The sequence below is a fragment of the Ruegeria sp. CDSC054 genome, assembly GCF_059610645.1.
In genome coordinates, this window is record NZ_JBXWOA010000002.1 from 225,190 (window position 1) to 239,942 (window position 14,753).

19 protein-coding genes and 1 other RNA gene are annotated in these 14,753 nt (G+C 58.0%); 10 read left to right on the forward strand and 10 right to left on the reverse strand.

What is annotated here, in order from left to right:
- The first annotated feature begins 72 nt into the window (after nucleotides 1-72).
- Entirely contained in the window at nucleotides 73-849 is a 777-nt protein-coding gene (locus AC2FGC_RS05060) for a Bax inhibitor-1/YccA family protein (protein ID WP_058275627.1), read from the forward strand.
- A 173-nt stretch (nucleotides 850-1,022) separates the two neighbouring features.
- On the opposite strand, the gene AC2FGC_RS05065 is transcribed toward AC2FGC_RS05060, so the two are convergent.
- The 3 genes from AC2FGC_RS05065 to AC2FGC_RS05075 form a co-directional block, all read right to left on the reverse strand.
- Complete coding sequence (locus AC2FGC_RS05065) at nucleotides 1,023-1,529, reverse strand: hypothetical protein (protein ID WP_496724237.1); 507 nt, start codon at nucleotides 1,527-1,529, stop codon at nucleotides 1,023-1,025.
- A gap of 209 nt (nucleotides 1,530-1,738) precedes the next feature.
- Nucleotides 1,739-1,906 carry a 50S ribosomal protein L33 gene (gene rpmG / locus AC2FGC_RS05070; protein ID WP_007799108.1) on the reverse strand — a complete coding sequence of 56 codons (168 nt, stop codon included), beginning with the start codon at nucleotides 1,904-1,906 and terminating at the stop codon, nucleotides 1,739-1,741.
- Between the two features lie 126 nt (nucleotides 1,907-2,032).
- On the reverse strand, nucleotides 2,033-2,737 hold the full coding sequence (locus AC2FGC_RS05075; RefSeq protein ID WP_496781554.1) for a tellurite resistance TerB family protein: 705 nt from the start codon (nucleotides 2,735-2,737) through the stop codon (nucleotides 2,033-2,035).
- Between the two features lie 316 nt (nucleotides 2,738-3,053).
- Between AC2FGC_RS05075 and AC2FGC_RS05080 the strand changes: the two genes are divergently transcribed.
- The 3 genes from AC2FGC_RS05080 (at nucleotide 3,054) to AC2FGC_RS05090 (ending at nucleotide 4,946) form a co-directional block, all read left to right on the forward strand.
- Nucleotides 3,054-3,689 (forward strand): DUF1326 domain-containing protein, encoded by a 636-nt coding sequence (locus AC2FGC_RS05080; RefSeq protein ID WP_108859367.1) that lies wholly within the window; start codon nucleotides 3,054-3,056, stop codon nucleotides 3,687-3,689.
- 13 nt (nucleotides 3,690-3,702) lie between these two features.
- Entirely contained in the window at nucleotides 3,703-4,545 is an 843-nt protein-coding gene (locus tag AC2FGC_RS05085; RefSeq protein ID WP_496781556.1) for a DUF2182 domain-containing protein, read from the forward strand.
- Nucleotides 4,546-4,613: 68 nt separating this feature from the next.
- Nucleotides 4,614-4,946: a GYD domain-containing protein gene (locus AC2FGC_RS05090; RefSeq protein ID WP_058275623.1), complete on the forward strand. Its 333-nt coding sequence runs from the start codon at nucleotides 4,614-4,616 to the stop codon at nucleotides 4,944-4,946.
- A gap of 8 nt (nucleotides 4,947-4,954) precedes the next feature.
- On the opposite strand, the gene rnpB is transcribed toward AC2FGC_RS05090, so the two are convergent.
- From rnpB to gatC, 5 genes are all read right to left on the reverse strand, one after another.
- An RNA gene (rnpB, locus tag AC2FGC_RS05095) (RNase P RNA component class A) lies at nucleotides 4,955-5,354 on the reverse strand.
- A gap of 51 nt (nucleotides 5,355-5,405) precedes the next feature.
- Entirely contained in the window at nucleotides 5,406-6,116 is a 711-nt protein-coding gene (locus AC2FGC_RS05100; RefSeq protein WP_496781558.1) for an N-acetylmuramoyl-L-alanine amidase, read from the reverse strand.
- The gene (locus tag AC2FGC_RS05105) at nucleotides 6,067-6,765 is read right to left on the reverse strand and encodes a hypothetical protein (RefSeq protein WP_170558781.1); all 699 of its coding nucleotides are present in this window, start codon (nucleotides 6,763-6,765) and stop codon (nucleotides 6,067-6,069) included. The genes AC2FGC_RS05100 and AC2FGC_RS05105 overlap by 50 nt, the downstream gene beginning before the upstream one ends.
- A gap of 40 nt (nucleotides 6,766-6,805) precedes the next feature.
- The gene (gene gatA / locus AC2FGC_RS05110) at nucleotides 6,806-8,293 is read right to left on the reverse strand and encodes an Asp-tRNA(Asn)/Glu-tRNA(Gln) amidotransferase subunit GatA (protein ID WP_496724230.1); all 1,488 of its coding nucleotides are present in this window, start codon (nucleotides 8,291-8,293) and stop codon (nucleotides 6,806-6,808) included.
- Nucleotides 8,294-8,296: 3 nt separating this feature from the next.
- The gene (gene gatC / locus AC2FGC_RS05115; protein ID WP_058275619.1) at nucleotides 8,297-8,584 is read right to left on the reverse strand and encodes an Asp-tRNA(Asn)/Glu-tRNA(Gln) amidotransferase subunit GatC; all 288 of its coding nucleotides are present in this window, start codon (nucleotides 8,582-8,584) and stop codon (nucleotides 8,297-8,299) included.
- 238 nt (nucleotides 8,585-8,822) lie between these two features.
- On the opposite strand from gatC, the gene AC2FGC_RS05120 reads away from it, so the two are divergent.
- Both AC2FGC_RS05120 and AC2FGC_RS05125 read left to right on the forward strand, forming a co-directional pair.
- Complete coding sequence (locus AC2FGC_RS05120; protein ID WP_186437502.1) at nucleotides 8,823-8,987, forward strand: hypothetical protein; 165 nt, start codon at nucleotides 8,823-8,825, stop codon at nucleotides 8,985-8,987.
- 139 nt (nucleotides 8,988-9,126) lie between these two features.
- On the forward strand, nucleotides 9,127-9,690 hold the full coding sequence (locus AC2FGC_RS05125; RefSeq protein ID WP_496724228.1) for a DUF4202 domain-containing protein: 564 nt from the start codon (nucleotides 9,127-9,129) through the stop codon (nucleotides 9,688-9,690).
- Here AC2FGC_RS05125 and AC2FGC_RS05130 read toward each other — a convergent pair.
- Nucleotides 9,681-10,337 (reverse strand): ceramidase domain-containing protein, encoded by a 657-nt coding sequence (locus AC2FGC_RS05130; protein ID WP_496724226.1) that lies wholly within the window; start codon nucleotides 10,335-10,337, stop codon nucleotides 9,681-9,683. The two genes, AC2FGC_RS05125 and AC2FGC_RS05130, sit on opposite strands and share 10 nt — an antisense overlap.
- 60 nt (nucleotides 10,338-10,397) lie before the next feature.
- Here AC2FGC_RS05130 and AC2FGC_RS05135 point away from each other — a divergent pair, with 60 nt between their 5' ends.
- Nucleotides 10,398-11,090 (forward strand): metal-dependent hydrolase, encoded by a 693-nt coding sequence (locus AC2FGC_RS05135; RefSeq protein ID WP_496724224.1) that lies wholly within the window; start codon nucleotides 10,398-10,400, stop codon nucleotides 11,088-11,090.
- 2 nt (nucleotides 11,091-11,092) lie between these two features.
- On the opposite strand, the gene AC2FGC_RS05140 is transcribed toward AC2FGC_RS05135, so the two are convergent.
- A complete protein-coding gene (locus tag AC2FGC_RS05140; protein WP_058276802.1) occupies nucleotides 11,093-11,542 on the reverse strand; it encodes a nucleoside deaminase in 450 nt (149 codons plus the stop codon).
- 61 nt (nucleotides 11,543-11,603) lie between these two features.
- On the opposite strand from AC2FGC_RS05140, the gene AC2FGC_RS05145 reads away from it, so the two are divergent.
- The 3 genes from AC2FGC_RS05145 to AC2FGC_RS05155 all read left to right on the forward strand — a co-directional run bounded on the left by AC2FGC_RS05145 (nucleotide 11,604) and on the right by AC2FGC_RS05155 (nucleotide 14,723).
- Nucleotides 11,604-12,413: a pseudouridine synthase gene (locus AC2FGC_RS05145; RefSeq protein WP_496781560.1), complete on the forward strand. Its 810-nt coding sequence runs from the start codon at nucleotides 11,604-11,606 to the stop codon at nucleotides 12,411-12,413.
- 174 nt (nucleotides 12,414-12,587) lie between these two features.
- A complete protein-coding gene (locus tag AC2FGC_RS05150) occupies nucleotides 12,588-13,502 on the forward strand; it encodes a 5-bromo-4-chloroindolyl phosphate hydrolysis family protein (protein ID WP_496724221.1) in 915 nt (304 codons plus the stop codon).
- A gap of 30 nt (nucleotides 13,503-13,532) precedes the next feature.
- The gene (locus AC2FGC_RS05155) at nucleotides 13,533-14,723 is read left to right on the forward strand and encodes a toxic anion resistance protein (protein WP_496704710.1); all 1,191 of its coding nucleotides are present in this window, start codon (nucleotides 13,533-13,535) and stop codon (nucleotides 14,721-14,723) included.
- The last annotated feature ends 30 nt before the right edge of the window (nucleotides 14,724-14,753 follow it).

The window sequence follows — 14,753 nt, forward strand, 5'->3', positions numbered from 1 at the left end:
ACTTGCCGATATTTGCGGGGAACGGTGCCAATTTCATTGGTCCGACAAGAAATATGCAAAGGGAGACCCTTAATGGCACAATTTGACACGATCCGGACGGCGACCGGTGCGCGCGCTGCCCAGATTGACGAGGGCCTGCGCGCCCATATGAACAAAGTCTACGGCACAATGTCCGTGGGCATGCTGATTACATTCATGGCTGCTTGGGCCATTTCCGGACTTGCAACCACAACCGACCCATCGGCCGCAGCCGGGCAAATCAGCTCGGGCACCTATCTGACGTCGCTGGGTGCCGCGATCTATACCTCGCCGCTACGCTGGGTGATCATGTTTGCACCGCTGGCGTTCATCTTTGGCTTTAGCGCCGGTATCAACCGCTTGTCCGCCGCAGCTGCACAGCTAGTGTTCTATGCATTCGCAGCGGTGATGGGCCTGTCGATCAGCTGGATTTTCATTGCCTTTACCGGGATGTCGATCATTCAGGTGTTCCTGATCACGTCGATCGCTTTCGCAGGACTGTCCTTGTACGGCTACGTCACCAAGAAAGACCTGTCTGGAATGGGTACATTCCTGATCATGGGTCTTATTGGCCTGATCGTGGCGATGGTTGTAAACATCTTCCTGCAGTCACCCGCGATGATGTACGCGATCTCGGTGATCGGCGTTCTGATCTTTGCTGGTCTGACCGCCTATGACACCCAAAAGATCAAAACCACCTACCTGCAGATGGCCCATTCGGGCGACCAGGAGTGGTTGGGTAAAGCCGCAATCATGGGCGCGCTGAGCCTGTATCTGGACTTTATCAACATGTTCATGTTCCTGCTGCAGCTGTTCGGCAACCGCGAATAAGACAGACGGAATTCGATTTCAAAGGCGGGCCAGATTGGCCCGCCTTTTTTGTTTGCCTCACTGCATGGCATCCCGAGATAGCAAACAGGCGGCGCAAACTTGTGACGTTAAGAACAAAGAAAGCCTCCACCGACACGGTGGAGGCTTTCTTTAGTTGTATCTTTTTGGTTCGATCAGCTGCAGTTCAGAGCAACCGCAAAACCCGAGCTGCGCGACGACGACCCCTTGCGGAACACGTCACCCACAGGCAGGCACCCAGTAAACTGTTCGGCATTTTGGCCAAAGGCTGCGCCGACGTTGTTGTCCACGCGGGTGCTGTTGTTTGCGGTCCGAAGCACTCCGAACAAAGTGCCGTTCACGCTGACTGTGCTTAAGTACATGTTCATGTCCGAACCGGTCAGAACAACTGAGTTTGTGTCGCTGCGTCCGCCATTGTCGATCGCGACGCGGGCTACTTTTTCCGCCTCGGTCTGATCCGTTACGACCGGGATGGATGGCAACAAAGCCAATTCCGCCGGAATATTCGTGGCGTCGGGAAGGAACGAGACCGCACCCGGAACATCCGAGAGGGTCCGCGGCTCACCATCGATGCCCGTGAAGCCAACACCCGAGCGGTTATAGGGGTCTTCACAAGCCGCAAGGGCGAATACGGCAATTGTGGATAACAAGATTTTTTTCATGGCGACCAACATTTTGGAACGATTTGATGAAGCGTATGGCCAAGGGGTTCCAAAAAGCAACCCGGCGCCCGACCGAATGGCCGTTACGCTGATGCGTCACTGCAACGGCCAATTCCCGATCCAGGACATTTCACCCAGCCGCATGCACAAAGAAAAAGGGTTCCGCATCAGCGAAACCCTTTTCCATTCTGTCCAAGTTGGACGGCAGATTACTTAATCTTGCCTTCCTTGTACTCGACATGTTTCCGAACAACCGGGTCGTATTTACGAACGGTCATTTTCTCGGTCATGGTGCGAGCGTTCTTTTTGGTCACGTAGAAGTGGCCCGTGCCCGCGGTCGAGTTCAGACGGATCTTGATTGTCGTCGGCTTCGCCATGGTTATCTCCTGCGTCCGAAAAGGCAGGGGCCTTTCGGTTGAATTCCTATGAGCGTGCGCTTTTACGCCTTGCACGGCTCGTGTCAAGGGCAATTGGGCACATGATCGGTTGATCAGGGATCAGGCCTAGGTCGAAAGGGTCGGCGCGCCCATATACGTGTGAATCTGGTCGCGTTCAGCATCAGATAAACCCAACGCGGTGGCCAGTTGAACAAGGTAAGACGCCTCGCGCTGGTTATCTAAACGAATCGCCGCCAGAGACGTGGCATAGACCTGCGCTTTCAATGGCGCACCGGAATCAGCAGCCAGGCCGATCACATCAATCGGGCCATTCAACTGATCCTGGACAAAGGCGCGTTCTTCATCGCTGATGTCATCACCCAATTCGCCCAGAATGGTTTCCTTCTCTTGCTCATCTAGCTCTCCGTCCGCCTTGGCCGCCTGGATCATCGCGCGCAGCATCAACTTGGCTTGCTCCTCCATCGCCGCGCCCCCGGGTGTGCCTTTGAACACCGTGTCCATCATGTCGACGGTCTGCTGGCTGCCTGACTTTGCTGCTCCCTGCATGGCATTCATCAACCCACCAAGACCAACGGCCCCTGCCGGATTGGCCATGCCAAGCTTTCCAATCATCTCTTGCAGCCCACCGGCACCCCCCGGCATCCCGAACTGTTCTGCCATCTTGCCCAGTTGATCCATGCCAAAGCCGCCCCCGGCGCCCTGCATTATTTCTTGAAGACCGGCCATACCGCCCATTTGCTTGTACTTTTCCATGCCTTTTGCTGCAGCAAATCCAACTGCGACCGAAGCCAGTGCCTTCATGAAACTCATAACAATCCTCCCAATATTCAAAATGCGTTCTTGCAATATAGCAGATATCTGCGACTCAAAAATCCACGGATTAAGCAGATGCCCTAACGCTAGCGCAAAGCTGGCCAATGGTGGCTTCGTTTCAGCAAGTGAACATGTAACAGGCGTATTCCTGCACAAGTGCATGTCTAATTTGTCAGAAATTCGAATTTGTGATAGTAACCGCGCCATCAACAATCCAAAGAAGCCAATTTCCGGCTCGATCTTCGAGGCACCATGAACAGGCAAGCAACCGTGCAAGCAGGGTTTGCACGATTGATTTTGTTTAGGGGGCATCATGACTGAGTGGACTATTAAGGGCGAAGAGCTGGCCAACTGTAACTGCAACTTCGGTTGTCCTTGCCAGTTCAGCGTACTTCCAACACATGGCAATTGCGAGGCCGTCGTCGTATTCGACATCGAAAGCGGTCACTATGGGGACACCGACCTGGCGGGCGTAAGGGCGGCTGGGGTGTACTATTGGCCTGGCCCGATCCATGAGGGCAACGGTCAGATGCAACTGATCATAGATGCCAGCGCCAGCGCCGATCAGCGCGCGGCCCTGCAAGCCATCATGACCGGTGAAGATACCGATGAAATGGCAACCTTCTGGTATGTCTATAGCGCTATGGCTCCGACCAAACATGAAACGCTTTTCGTTCCGATTGAGCTGAACTGGGACCGCGACGAGCGCACCGGGTTTGCAAAGGTGAATGGCGTCTTCGATGTCGAGGTCAGCCCGATTCCACATATCGTGTCGGGTGCGGCGCACCGGGCGTCAATTCAGCTGCCAAACGGGTTTGAATACCGACACGCCGAGGCTGCCTCGGGCTCGGCCAAGACACATGGCGGTGAAATCAGCCTGACCTTTGACGCGACGCACGCTCATCTGGCCCACCTGAACATTTCGGGCCACGGTGTCCTGGGCGCCTGATCCGGGGGTCATCATGACATCCCATCCCACACCGCCCCGCGCCGGGGCGGTCGAGCGGCTTATGCGGCGCGAGCGGGTCATCGTGCTGTCCGGTGTGTCGCTGATTGTTCTGGTTGCAGTCTGGTACACCGTCGCCGGGATCGGCATGAACATGACGGCCACCGAAATGACCGCGATGGCGGGCCCGATCGGAGAACCCATGCAAATGGGTGAGGCGCCGGGTTGGGGCCTGCGCTACGCAATCCTGATCTTTCTGATGTGGTGGGTCATGATGATCGCAATGATGACCCCCAGTGCTGCACCTGCGGTCTTACTGTATTCGGCGATAAAGCGTGCGGGCCCCGAACGTGACAAGGCCGCGCAGTTCAGTTTTTGCTTTCTCGCGGGCTACCTCATCGCCTGGGCTTTGTTCAGCCTTGCTGCGACGGGGTTGCAATGGGGACTGGAAAGCATCGGGCTGTCCGATGGCCCAATGATGACCATCCGGTCTAAAGCATTTGCTGGCTGCGTCCTGATTGCGGCAGGCACGTATCAGCTGTCGGACCTCAAGTCCGCCTGTCTGCGGCATTGTCAAAGCCCTGCCCGATTCATCGCCGATCATCACAAACTCGGCGCGTATGGTGCGTTCCGAATTGGTGCTTTGCATGGGCTGTACTGTCTGGGTTGTTGCTGGGCCTTGATGGCGCTGCTGTTCGTCGGCGGGATCATGAACCTGTACTGGATTGCCGGAATCGCCATTTACGTGGCTTTGGAAAAGCTGCTGCCGGGCGCACGCTGGTTGCCCACCTTGACTGGCTTGGCCCTGATTGTCGTGGGTTTCTGGGTCGCCTTGGACGCCATTGTGAGTATTTTTTAGATCCCGTTTCCAGGCCGCGGAACCGGCCAATTTCAGCGTTCCAAACCATTGAATCAAGGAGAAGACTTATGCCTATTTTCATCACTTATGCGACCTACTCCCAGGATGGCGTCAAAGGAATGCTGAAGAAGCCTGCAGACCGCACGGCGGCCGTCCGGGCGTTGCTGAAAAAAGTCGGCGGCAAGCTTTTGGCTTTTTACATGACAACCGGCGAAAATGACGTGGTGGTCGTAAGTGAAGTTCCGGATGGCACTGACGCAGTAGCCATTGGAATGGCTGTTGCGGCCTCAGGTGCAGTATCAAACGTCGAAACAGTACGCGCCTGGAAGGCGAAGGACTTTGCCGCCATTACCAAGAAGGCCGCCAAACTGACTGGGGCTTACACGCCGCCCGGTAAGTGAACAGAGTTATGCGCGGAGGGCCTGTAAGCCGGATCTTGTTCCGGGGTTGCCCCCTTCGATGACCATTCCTCTAGGCCGTGCATTGCTGCGCGGCTCAAGCTGCCAACCCGGTCCCTCTTGGCCAGGACGTGCCTAGCGGCGGTTTCAGCTGACGCCGACCTGCCCGCGCGGGGACCCTATTTGGCATTGCTCCCGGTGGGGCTTGCCGTGCCGCCACTGTTGCCAGCGGCGCGGTGGGCTCTTACCCCACCGTTTCACCCTTACCTCGGACCGAAGTCCGGGGCGGTCTGATTTCTGTGGCGCTTTCCGTCGGGTTGCCCCGCCCGGGCGTTACCCGGCACCGTTGTCTTGTGGAGTCCGGACTTTCCTCTCAGGCCTTGCGGCCCCAGCGGCCATCCGGCCCTCCGCGCAAGCGGTGAGTATGCCTTGTGACAGGCTGCGTCAAGAGCGCAGAGCGGATCAGGATCGGGCGGTCAGAGGTGCGAAATCGGCCTTCTGCAACGGACCTGTAGCCCAAGGGCGAAATCGCAGGCGAACGGCGGACAGCAAAGTTTCGTCGTCTACGTCAGCGCTGAAGCCGGCGGATTGTGCCAGGATTCGAAACTGATCCATCGGCGCATCTACCGGGCCATCGTTTTGTCCGCGCGGCGCGGCCAGTTTGTTGCGCTCGAGCCGTAGCCAGTCAAATCGCGGCCCGGGATCAAATTTGCGTCCGGGTGCCATGTCGGAATGACCGATCACACCGTATGGGCGAATGCCCCAGCGATGCATGACCTGAGACAACAACCGTTCCAGCCTGCGCATTTGCAGGTCTGAAAACGGGTGCCTGCCGGTATTGTCCAACTCGATGCCGATCGAACGGGAGTTGATATCCTTCTGACCGCACCATTCTCCGGCCCCGGCATGCCACGCGCGATCCTCTTCTCGCACCATCTGCCAGAGCGTCCCGTCGCCCCCAATCAGGTAATGCGCCGAAACTTCGTGGACAGGGTCGCATAACCTGTCCAGCGCCTCTTGCGCGCTGTTCATCGCCGTATAGTGCAAAACGATCAGGGACGGCTTTAGCCCGTCCCTGCGTGGTCCGTAGTTAGGCGAAGCGTGCCAGATTGGCGCTTGTGGATCAGTTGTTGACGGCACTGCGGAATGCACTTGGATCCCAGCCACAGGCATACCCATCCCCATCCGGGTCCAGACCGTTGCGATCACGCTGAGGGCCGCCGTTGGCCAGAAACTCGATCTGAGCTTGGTCAGGCGACGGGAACTTGGCGCAATTCCGCTGCGCCTTGGCCTCAAGGTTGAAACCAGCGCGGCTGTAAAGCTGTGTACCAACTGGATTCGAAGTGCTTAGAGCATACTGCACGATATTGGGCTGGCCGTCCGATCCGCGCTGCGGAACAGCAGTTGGTGTGACGACTTCGTAGGTCTGGCGGTTCTGTTGAATCAGGGCCGCGTCGTTTTCGATCGTGCGACGGCCTGATACAGCCGCGAAATCCTGTTCGTCGGAGATCGCATTGTTACTGGCGGCGGACAGCGGGGCTTGCGTCAACGTGCTTTGCCCCGAAGTGTTGGCCAATGCAGCCGCCGTTGCCGACGCGATATCAGCGTTATCCCCGGTCGGAGTGCTACCGGGTGCGCCCAGTTGTTGTTCTGAAACCTCAGCAGGGCCAGTCAATGGGTTGCCGGTATAGCCCTGTCCGGCTAGCGCCGCCTCGCGCTGCGCCTGATATTGAGGCGTGTTAAATCCTGTACCCTGGACCGGGGCCACCGTGTTACAGGCGGCCACAAGCCCGATTGCGGGGATCAGAAGCGTAAAGCGCATTCAGCTGCTCCGTTTTAGCTGGTCTTGCCTGATCCGAGGATTACCACCATTTGCCCGGCTTGGCCACAAATCCGGCGGCACTTTCCAACGCATAAGCTGTGTTCAGCAAATCGCCTTCTTCCCACGGGCGGCCGATCAGTTGCAGACCCAGCGGCAAACCCTGTTGGTCCAAACCTGCGGGAATTGAGATACCGGGCAAACCGGCAAGGTTCACTGTCACGGTAAAGACGTCGTTGAGGTACATCTGCACCGGGTCCGCCTCGGTCATCTCGCCCAGACCAAAGGACGCCGACGGGGTAGCAGGCGTCAGGATTGCGTCGATCCCTGCGGCGAAGACATCTTCGAAGTCTCTCTTGATCAGTGTCCGCACCTTACGGGCGCGGTTGTAATATGCATCGTAGAACCCCGCTGACAGCACATAAGTACCGATCATGACACGGCGCTGCACTTCGTGGCCAAAGCCTTCGGCGCGGGTCTTTTCGTACATCTCGGTGATGCCATCGCCCTGTGCCAGCTGCGCGCGGCGGCCATAGCGGACACCGTCGTAGCGGGCGAGGTTCGAGGACGCTTCGGCCGGTGCAATCACGTAGTATGCGGGCAGCGCATACTTGGTGTGCGGCAGCGAAATGTCGACGATCTCGGCGCCTGCTGCTTTCAGCATCTCGGCGCCTTCGGCCCACAGCTTTTCGATCTCGGCAGGCATGCCTTCCATGCGGTATTCTTTTGGGATACCGATCTTCTTGCCTTTGATCTCGCCGGTCAGCATCGCCTCAAAATTTGGAACGGCCAGTTCGGTGCTGGTCGAATCCTTGGGGTCGTGACCACACATCGTCTCGAGCATGATCGCAGCGTCGCGCACGTTCTTGGTCATCGGCCCGGCTTGATCCAATGAAGAAGCGAACGCAACGATGCCCCAGCGCGAGCAACGACCATAGGTCGGCTTGATGCCAGTAATGCCAACAAATGCAGCAGGCTGGCGGATCGAGCCGCCGGTATCGGTGCCGGTGGCGGCCAGGCAAAGATCTGCCGCGACGGCCGAGGCCGACCCACCGGACGATCCACCGGGTGTCAGTTGCGCATCGTCATTGCCCCGGCGCCACGGGCTGACCGCATTGCCGTAAACAGAAGTTTCGTTAGACGAGCCCATGGCGAATTCGTCCATGTTCAGTTTGCCCAGCATGACTGCACCGGAATCAGCCAACTGCTGCGATACTGTGGATTCGTATTCAGGCTTGAAGCCTTCGAGGATTTTAGATGCCGCCTGCGAGGGCACGCCTTTGGTGCAGAACAGATCCTTGATGCCAATTGGCAGGCCGCACATTGACGGTGCGTTGCCGGCTTTGATCCGCTCATCCGCAGCCTTGGCGCGCTCCAGCGCGATCTCAGGCGTCTTGTGGACAAAAGCGTTCAGCGCGTCGGCGTCATCGATCGCTTTCAGGCAGGACTCGGTCAACTCAACCGAGGTTACGTCACCGGCACGCAATGCGTCACGAGCTTCGGCCAGGCCCAGTTTGTTCAGATCGCTCATGTCTTACTCCACAACTTTGGGAACAGCGAAGAACCCTTCGCGCGCATCGGGGGCATTGGCCAGAACCTTGTCTTGCTGGTTGCCGTCGGTAACTACGTCCTCACGACGTTTCAGGCGCATCGGCTCGACCGAAACCATCGGTTCGACACCTTCAACATCCACTTCATTGAGTTGTTCGATGAAGCCAAGGATGGTGTTGAATTCGGATGCAAGCGCAGGCAGCGCGTCATCCTCGACCTTGATCCGGGCCAGTTTGGCCACCTTGGCGGCGTTGCTTTGGTCAATCGACATCGGATATCCTCATATGCGTTAGGGGGCATTTACCTGTCTGGTCGCCGGGTCGCAAGACCGGCAAGGCGCTGATCCATCCTTGAGCGCATGGCAAAGGTCCATAAATCCTGTCCGATCATTCATTTCTGAACACCCCGAAGTAAAAAAAATGAACCGATTAGTTCACTTCACATCTTGAAATACTGAACTGAACTGTTCATTTCATATGACACGGCACAGCCTTATATGGAGAAAAACGATGAAAACGTTCATGACTGCCTTTGTACTGGCCACTACGGTTCTTGCTGCGCAAGCTCAGGCGGGCGCTTTTGGCCCAAGCATGGACACCCTGACCCGCAGCCTGATTTTCCCCGATCAGGTGTCGGAACCTGTCACCCAGGATCAGAACAAACCGGGCAAGTAATTTAGCCCGCAAAACCGGGTCGGGTCCAAATGCCCCGGCCCGACAATTGCCTGCTGCGTTCCGCGCGGCGTATCGCTACGGTGGTCCACAGTAACCCGCCGGCCTGCCCTGCAGACCCGGCAAGCCAACGGAGCGGAAGATGAACGCGCGCAAGCAAGCTGTTCTGGACGCAATTGATGCGGCCAACTCACACGACCCCAACCTCGAAGACGGCCAGCCCGCTGAACTGCTTTATGGCCAGCGCATGAGCGCTGAGTTGGACAGGTTGTTCCCAGACGCCTCTGACCCGTTGCAGATAGCCGCACGAGGTCAGCATGTGGAGCGGTGGAAGCTCGCGCGCAGTGAATACCCCGAAGGTCGTGCCGGATATCTGGCCTGGCGCAAGGCGCAGGGCGTCCATCACGCCGAGGTCGTGATGGGGCTTATGGAACGGAACGGCTACTCTGCCGAGGATATCGAATCTGCTGGCCGGATGCTGCGCAAACAGGGCATCAAGCGTGACGACGAGGTGCAGGCGCTGGAGGATGTCATCTGCTTTGTTTTCCTCAAATGGTATTTCGCTCCGTTTGCCAAAAAGCACTCAGCCGAGAAAATCCAAAGCATTGTCGAGAAAACCGCGCGCAAGATGTCGGATCAAGGCCGTGCACGCGTGCTGTCCGAATTTGACTTACCCGCGGAGCTGGCCGCAGCGTTTCAGGCCTGAGCCGCGCGGGTCAGGTGCCTACGATACACCTCGATCATCCAGCCCAGCATGAGGGCATTCAGGATGTGCCACATGAAATGCGTGCCCAATGGGATCTGCCCACATATGGGTTCGTCCAGCGCACGAAAGGTGATCGATGCGATCAGGATCATCGCCCCGATGGCCAGACCACGGGCGGTGTCCGGCACCCGGCGGCGTAAAAGAAACGCATAGATCAAGATCAGCAACGGCACCGGGGAATAGGCTGCTGACCCACCCAGTCCCGGCACAAGCTGGAACAAGGGCACCGTAGCTGCGGCATAGGGAATAAACAGCGCCGTCACGATCCCGGCCGTAAGCGGCCGCATGTGCCAGACGTCCCGGTTGATCGCGAAAATGTAGACCAGAATGTACAGCAAAATCGGCAGAACATCCGCCATGGCGGCCCAGACCTGCGCGTGCGTATGGAACAGGTAGCTGCCAAGCCCGATGGCAGTCAGAATGGCCACCAACAGCATCGCCAGCGGCATCCCTTGCCCGCGCACGCTCCGCCACATGACAAAAGCCGCAATCAGAAACGCCGCGTTTGTCACCGCGTTTATCGGCTCGGCCCAATAGGTGGGCGACAAGCGCTCGCAATAGCCATCAATTTCCTGAAACCAGTCCATGAACTTTTACATAGCCGATGCTAAGTTAATGCCAACAGTTTGTTTTGGGAGGATGAATTCATGAACATCATTTGGCTGGGACACGGCAGTTTCCGCATCGAAACCGGCGGGCAGGTTCTGCTGATCGACCCCTGGCTGACTGGCAACCCGGTCTTGTCCGAGGAACAGCATGATGACGCTCTAAACGGTGCGACTCATATCCTTCTTACGCATACACATTTCGATCACGTCGCCGATGTCGTATCGCTGGCCAAGCACCTGAACGTCCCCGTGGTCGGACAATACGACCTGATGGGGTTTTGGAGCGAGTCCGAAGGGCTGGAAACTATCGGCTACAACAAAGGTGGCACCGTGAACCTGAACGGCGTCAAAGTGTCAATGGTTCCGGCCTCGCACAGTTCAACCTTTTCCACGCCCGACGGTCTGCGCACCGGCGGCAGCGAGGTCGGGTTCATGATCGCCTCGGAAGGGCGCATGCTGTATGTCTCTGGCGATACAGATATCATGGCCGATATGGATTGGATGGGGGATTACTACAAACCCGATATAGGCATTCTTTCGGCGGGTGGTCATTTCACGATGGACATGAAGGGCGCGGCGTATGCGGCCAAGCGGTATTTCAATTTCAAGACCGTGATTCCCTGCCATTACAAGACCTTCCCGATCCTCGAACAATCAGCTCAGGCGCTGGTCGATGGGTTGCCGGGGGTCGATGTCATCGAACCCCAGGTAATGAAGGCCATTACCATTTAGGGTCAACGCCGTGCGGCGAAGAACTCTTTCAGAAGCTCGGCGGCCTCCTGCCCTCGGATACCGTCGTAAACCTCTGGCACGTGGTGTGCTTGTGTATGGGTGAAAACCCGCGCGCCATGGGCAACGCCGCCGGATTTCGGATCGGCAGCCCCGTAATAGATGCGCCGGATACGCGCCGCTGCCAGAGCCGCCGCACACATCGCGCAAGGCTCTAACGTCACATATAGATCGTGATCGGGCAGACGTTCGGATCCGGCTGCGGCGCATGCAGCACGCAGGGCCAGTATCTCGGCATGGGCGGTGGGATCGTTCAGCTCTCGTGTTCGGTTGCCCGCTGAGGCCACGATCACGCCATCGGGGCCGGCAATAACAGCACCTACAGGTACTTCACCACGATCTGCCGCAGCGCGCGCTTCAACCAGCGCCTTATCCATGTGCGATCTGAATACCATGCCTCTGACTGCAACAGAAACCTGTCTTTCGCAAGCGGCCGGGATGCGCTATGGGCTGCGGATGACCAAAACCCCTCCTCCCGGCGACCGGATCGCCAAAGTCCTTGCCCGCGCAGGCGTTGCCTCGCGCCGCGAAGCTGAACGCATGATCGAAGCAGGTCGTGTGAGTGTAAACGGCAAGACCATAGACAGCCCCGCGCTGAACGTCACCGCCAAGGACAAGATCATTGTCGACGGCAAACCGGTGTCGGAACCGGAACCTTCGCGCCTGTGGCTGTACCACAAACCTTCCGGTCTGGTGACAACGACACGAGACGAAAAAGGACGCGCGACCATTTTTGACAAACTGCCCGAGGATATGCCCCGGGTCATGAGCGTTGGGCGGTTGGACCTGAACTCGGAAGGGTTGCTGCTGTTGACCAATGATGGCGGCATCAAGCGCAAGTTGGAACTGCCCTCGACCGGATGGCTACGCAAATACCGCGTGCGGGTGAATGGCCGCCCAAAGGATGAGGATTTTGCACCGCTTCGTAAAGGGCTTGTGATCGACGGGGAACGCTTTTTGCCGATGGACGTCACGCTGGACCGTCAACAAGGCGCAAATGCCTGGCTGACCATCGGTCTGCGCGAAGGCAAGAACCGTGAAATTCGGCGTGCGATAGAAGATATCGGTTTTGCGGTGAACCGGCTGCTGCGCGTGTCCTACGGCCCCTTCCAGCTGGGAAGCCTGAAACCCGGCGAAGTCGAAGAGATCCGCCGACGGGTCATGCGCGATCAACTGGGGTTGGAAGCCGAGCCCGAAGCACCGGCCAAACGACCCGCTCGCCCACAGCGAAATCGGCCCCCCATCGGCAAGAAACCTCGCAAGTGACGCAGGTTAGGCAACCTTCCCCCTAGCGCCACGGCCTCTCATGGCCTAGATTTCCCCAAGGGGCATACTTGGGGGGCGCCATGTCCGGGACCGGAGTGCAAAAATTAGCCTATGTTGTGCTGTTGGCACTAATGCTTGGCGTGTGCACTGGCCTGCTAGGGGGCTTGTGAGCGCATGACCAAACGGTATGGCGGAAAATACAGCCCTCAAGGCGACTCGGCACAGCCAGACCAAAACCCGCGTGGCCAGTTTGACGGCGCACGCGTCGAACCTGCTGGCGCCCGCGCCAACCTTTTGTTCTTGCCCGCGATCCCTTTGGTGTTCCTGTCACTGAACGACGGCGCAGTTGGCATGACAATCGGGCTGATTGCAGCCGGCGTTTTGACCGGCGCGGCATTCCTCTTGCGTGAAGGATTGCGGGCCGAGTCTGCCTATAATGCCCGGCGCACCGCCCGTCGCCCGGCGTTTCCCAGAAAAATATTCTCCAGTCTCCTGACCGGGCTTGGGATCGGGTTGGCCGCATACCGCACAGAATTTCTGGATGCGGCTACAGCGTCCGAGGCTAGCCTTATTGCGCCGATCCTGTTCGGCTTGGTAGCTGGTGCCCTCCACTCAGCCTCATTCGGAATTGATCCGATGAAAGACAAGGGTATGGAGGGCATCGATACCTTTCAGCAAGACCGCGTTGCCCGCGTAGTTGAAGACGCCGAAACGCACCTGTCCGAGATGACCGACGCCATCAAACGTGCGGGCGACCGCAGGATCGAGGCCCGCGTTGAACGGTTTCAGGATACCGCCCGCGAACTGTTCCGCACGGTCGAGGAAGACCCGCGCGATCTGGCCGGTGCGCGAAAATACCTGACCGTTTACTTAAAGGGTGCGCGTGACGCGACGGTCAAATTCGCCGACGTGTACGCCCGAACACGCGACGCGCAGGCGCTGGAGGATTATTCGTCCCTCCTGGATGATCTTGAACAGAATTTTGCGGCGCGCACCCGCAAGTTGCTTTTGGACGACCGCAGTGATCTGACGGTTGAAATTGATGTGTTGCGCGAAAGGCTGCAACGCGAAGGCGTCCGGTTGGACTGACCGGCCACAATTTGAGAGAGGATTACCCCCATGTCCGATGACATCAAGAACAAGGCGGTCGAGGCTGAAACGCTGGTACAGGAAGTGACCGCTGTCACCCTGCCCGACCCGACCGCCGAAATCGTCTTGCTTGAAGAGGCCGACGAACCTGTCAGCGCCGAAATCCGCAAGCGCATGGATGAGATCGACATGGATAATACCAATTCCATCGTCGCGTTCGGGTCGTCTGCCCAGGCGGAATTGCAGGAAATCAGCCAGGCCATGTTGGCGGATGTCCGCAACAAAGATGTCGGACCCGCCGGGGATAGCCTGCGCAATATCGTCACGACGATCCGCGGATTTTCAGTCAGTGAGCTGGACGTCCGGCGCGAACGCAGCTGGTGGGAAAAGCTGTTGGGCAAGGCTGCACCTTTCGCCCAGTTTACCGCCAAGTTTGAAGACGTTCAGGGGCAGATCGACAGGATCACCGACGATTTGCTGGGCCACGAACATACGCTGCTGAAAGACATCAAGTCGCTGGACCTGTTGTATGAAAAGACGCTGGGCTTTTATGACGAGCTTGCGCTGTATATCGCAGCAGGTGAAGAAAAACTGACCGAGCTGGACAGCCAGAACATCCCCGAAAAAGAAGCCGAAGTTCAGGCCGCGCCCGAAGACAAACAAGTTATGAAAGCGCAAGAGCTGCGTGACCTGCGCGCAGCGCGGGATGATCTGGAACGGCGTGTTCACGACCTGAAGTTGACGCGACAGGTGACGATGCAATCGCTGCCCTCGATCCGATTGGTGCAGGAAAATGACAAGTCGCTGGTGACCAAGATCAACTCAACCCTCGTCAACACCGTGCCGTTGTGGGAAACGCAACTGGCGCAGGCCGTCACCATCCAGCGTAGCGCCGAGGCGGCCGCGGCCGTGCGTGATGCGAATGACCTGACGAATGAGCTGCTGACCTCGAACGCGGCGAACCTGCGTGAGTCGAACAAGATGATCCGGGAGGAAATGGAGCGCGGTGTGTTTGATATCGAGGCGGTCAAGCAAGCCAATGCTGACCTGATCGGTACGATCAACGAAAGCCTTGCAATTGCTGACGAAGGCAAGGCCAAACGCGCCGCAGCCGAACAGGAGCTGCAGAAGATGGAGACCGAGCTGCGCGACACCCTTGCCTCTGCGAAGGCGCGCAAAGACGGCGTCGGCGACAACGCTGGAACTGCGGTTTCGAGCTAAAGGCAGGCTGGACGTGCAAGTGCCGGGATA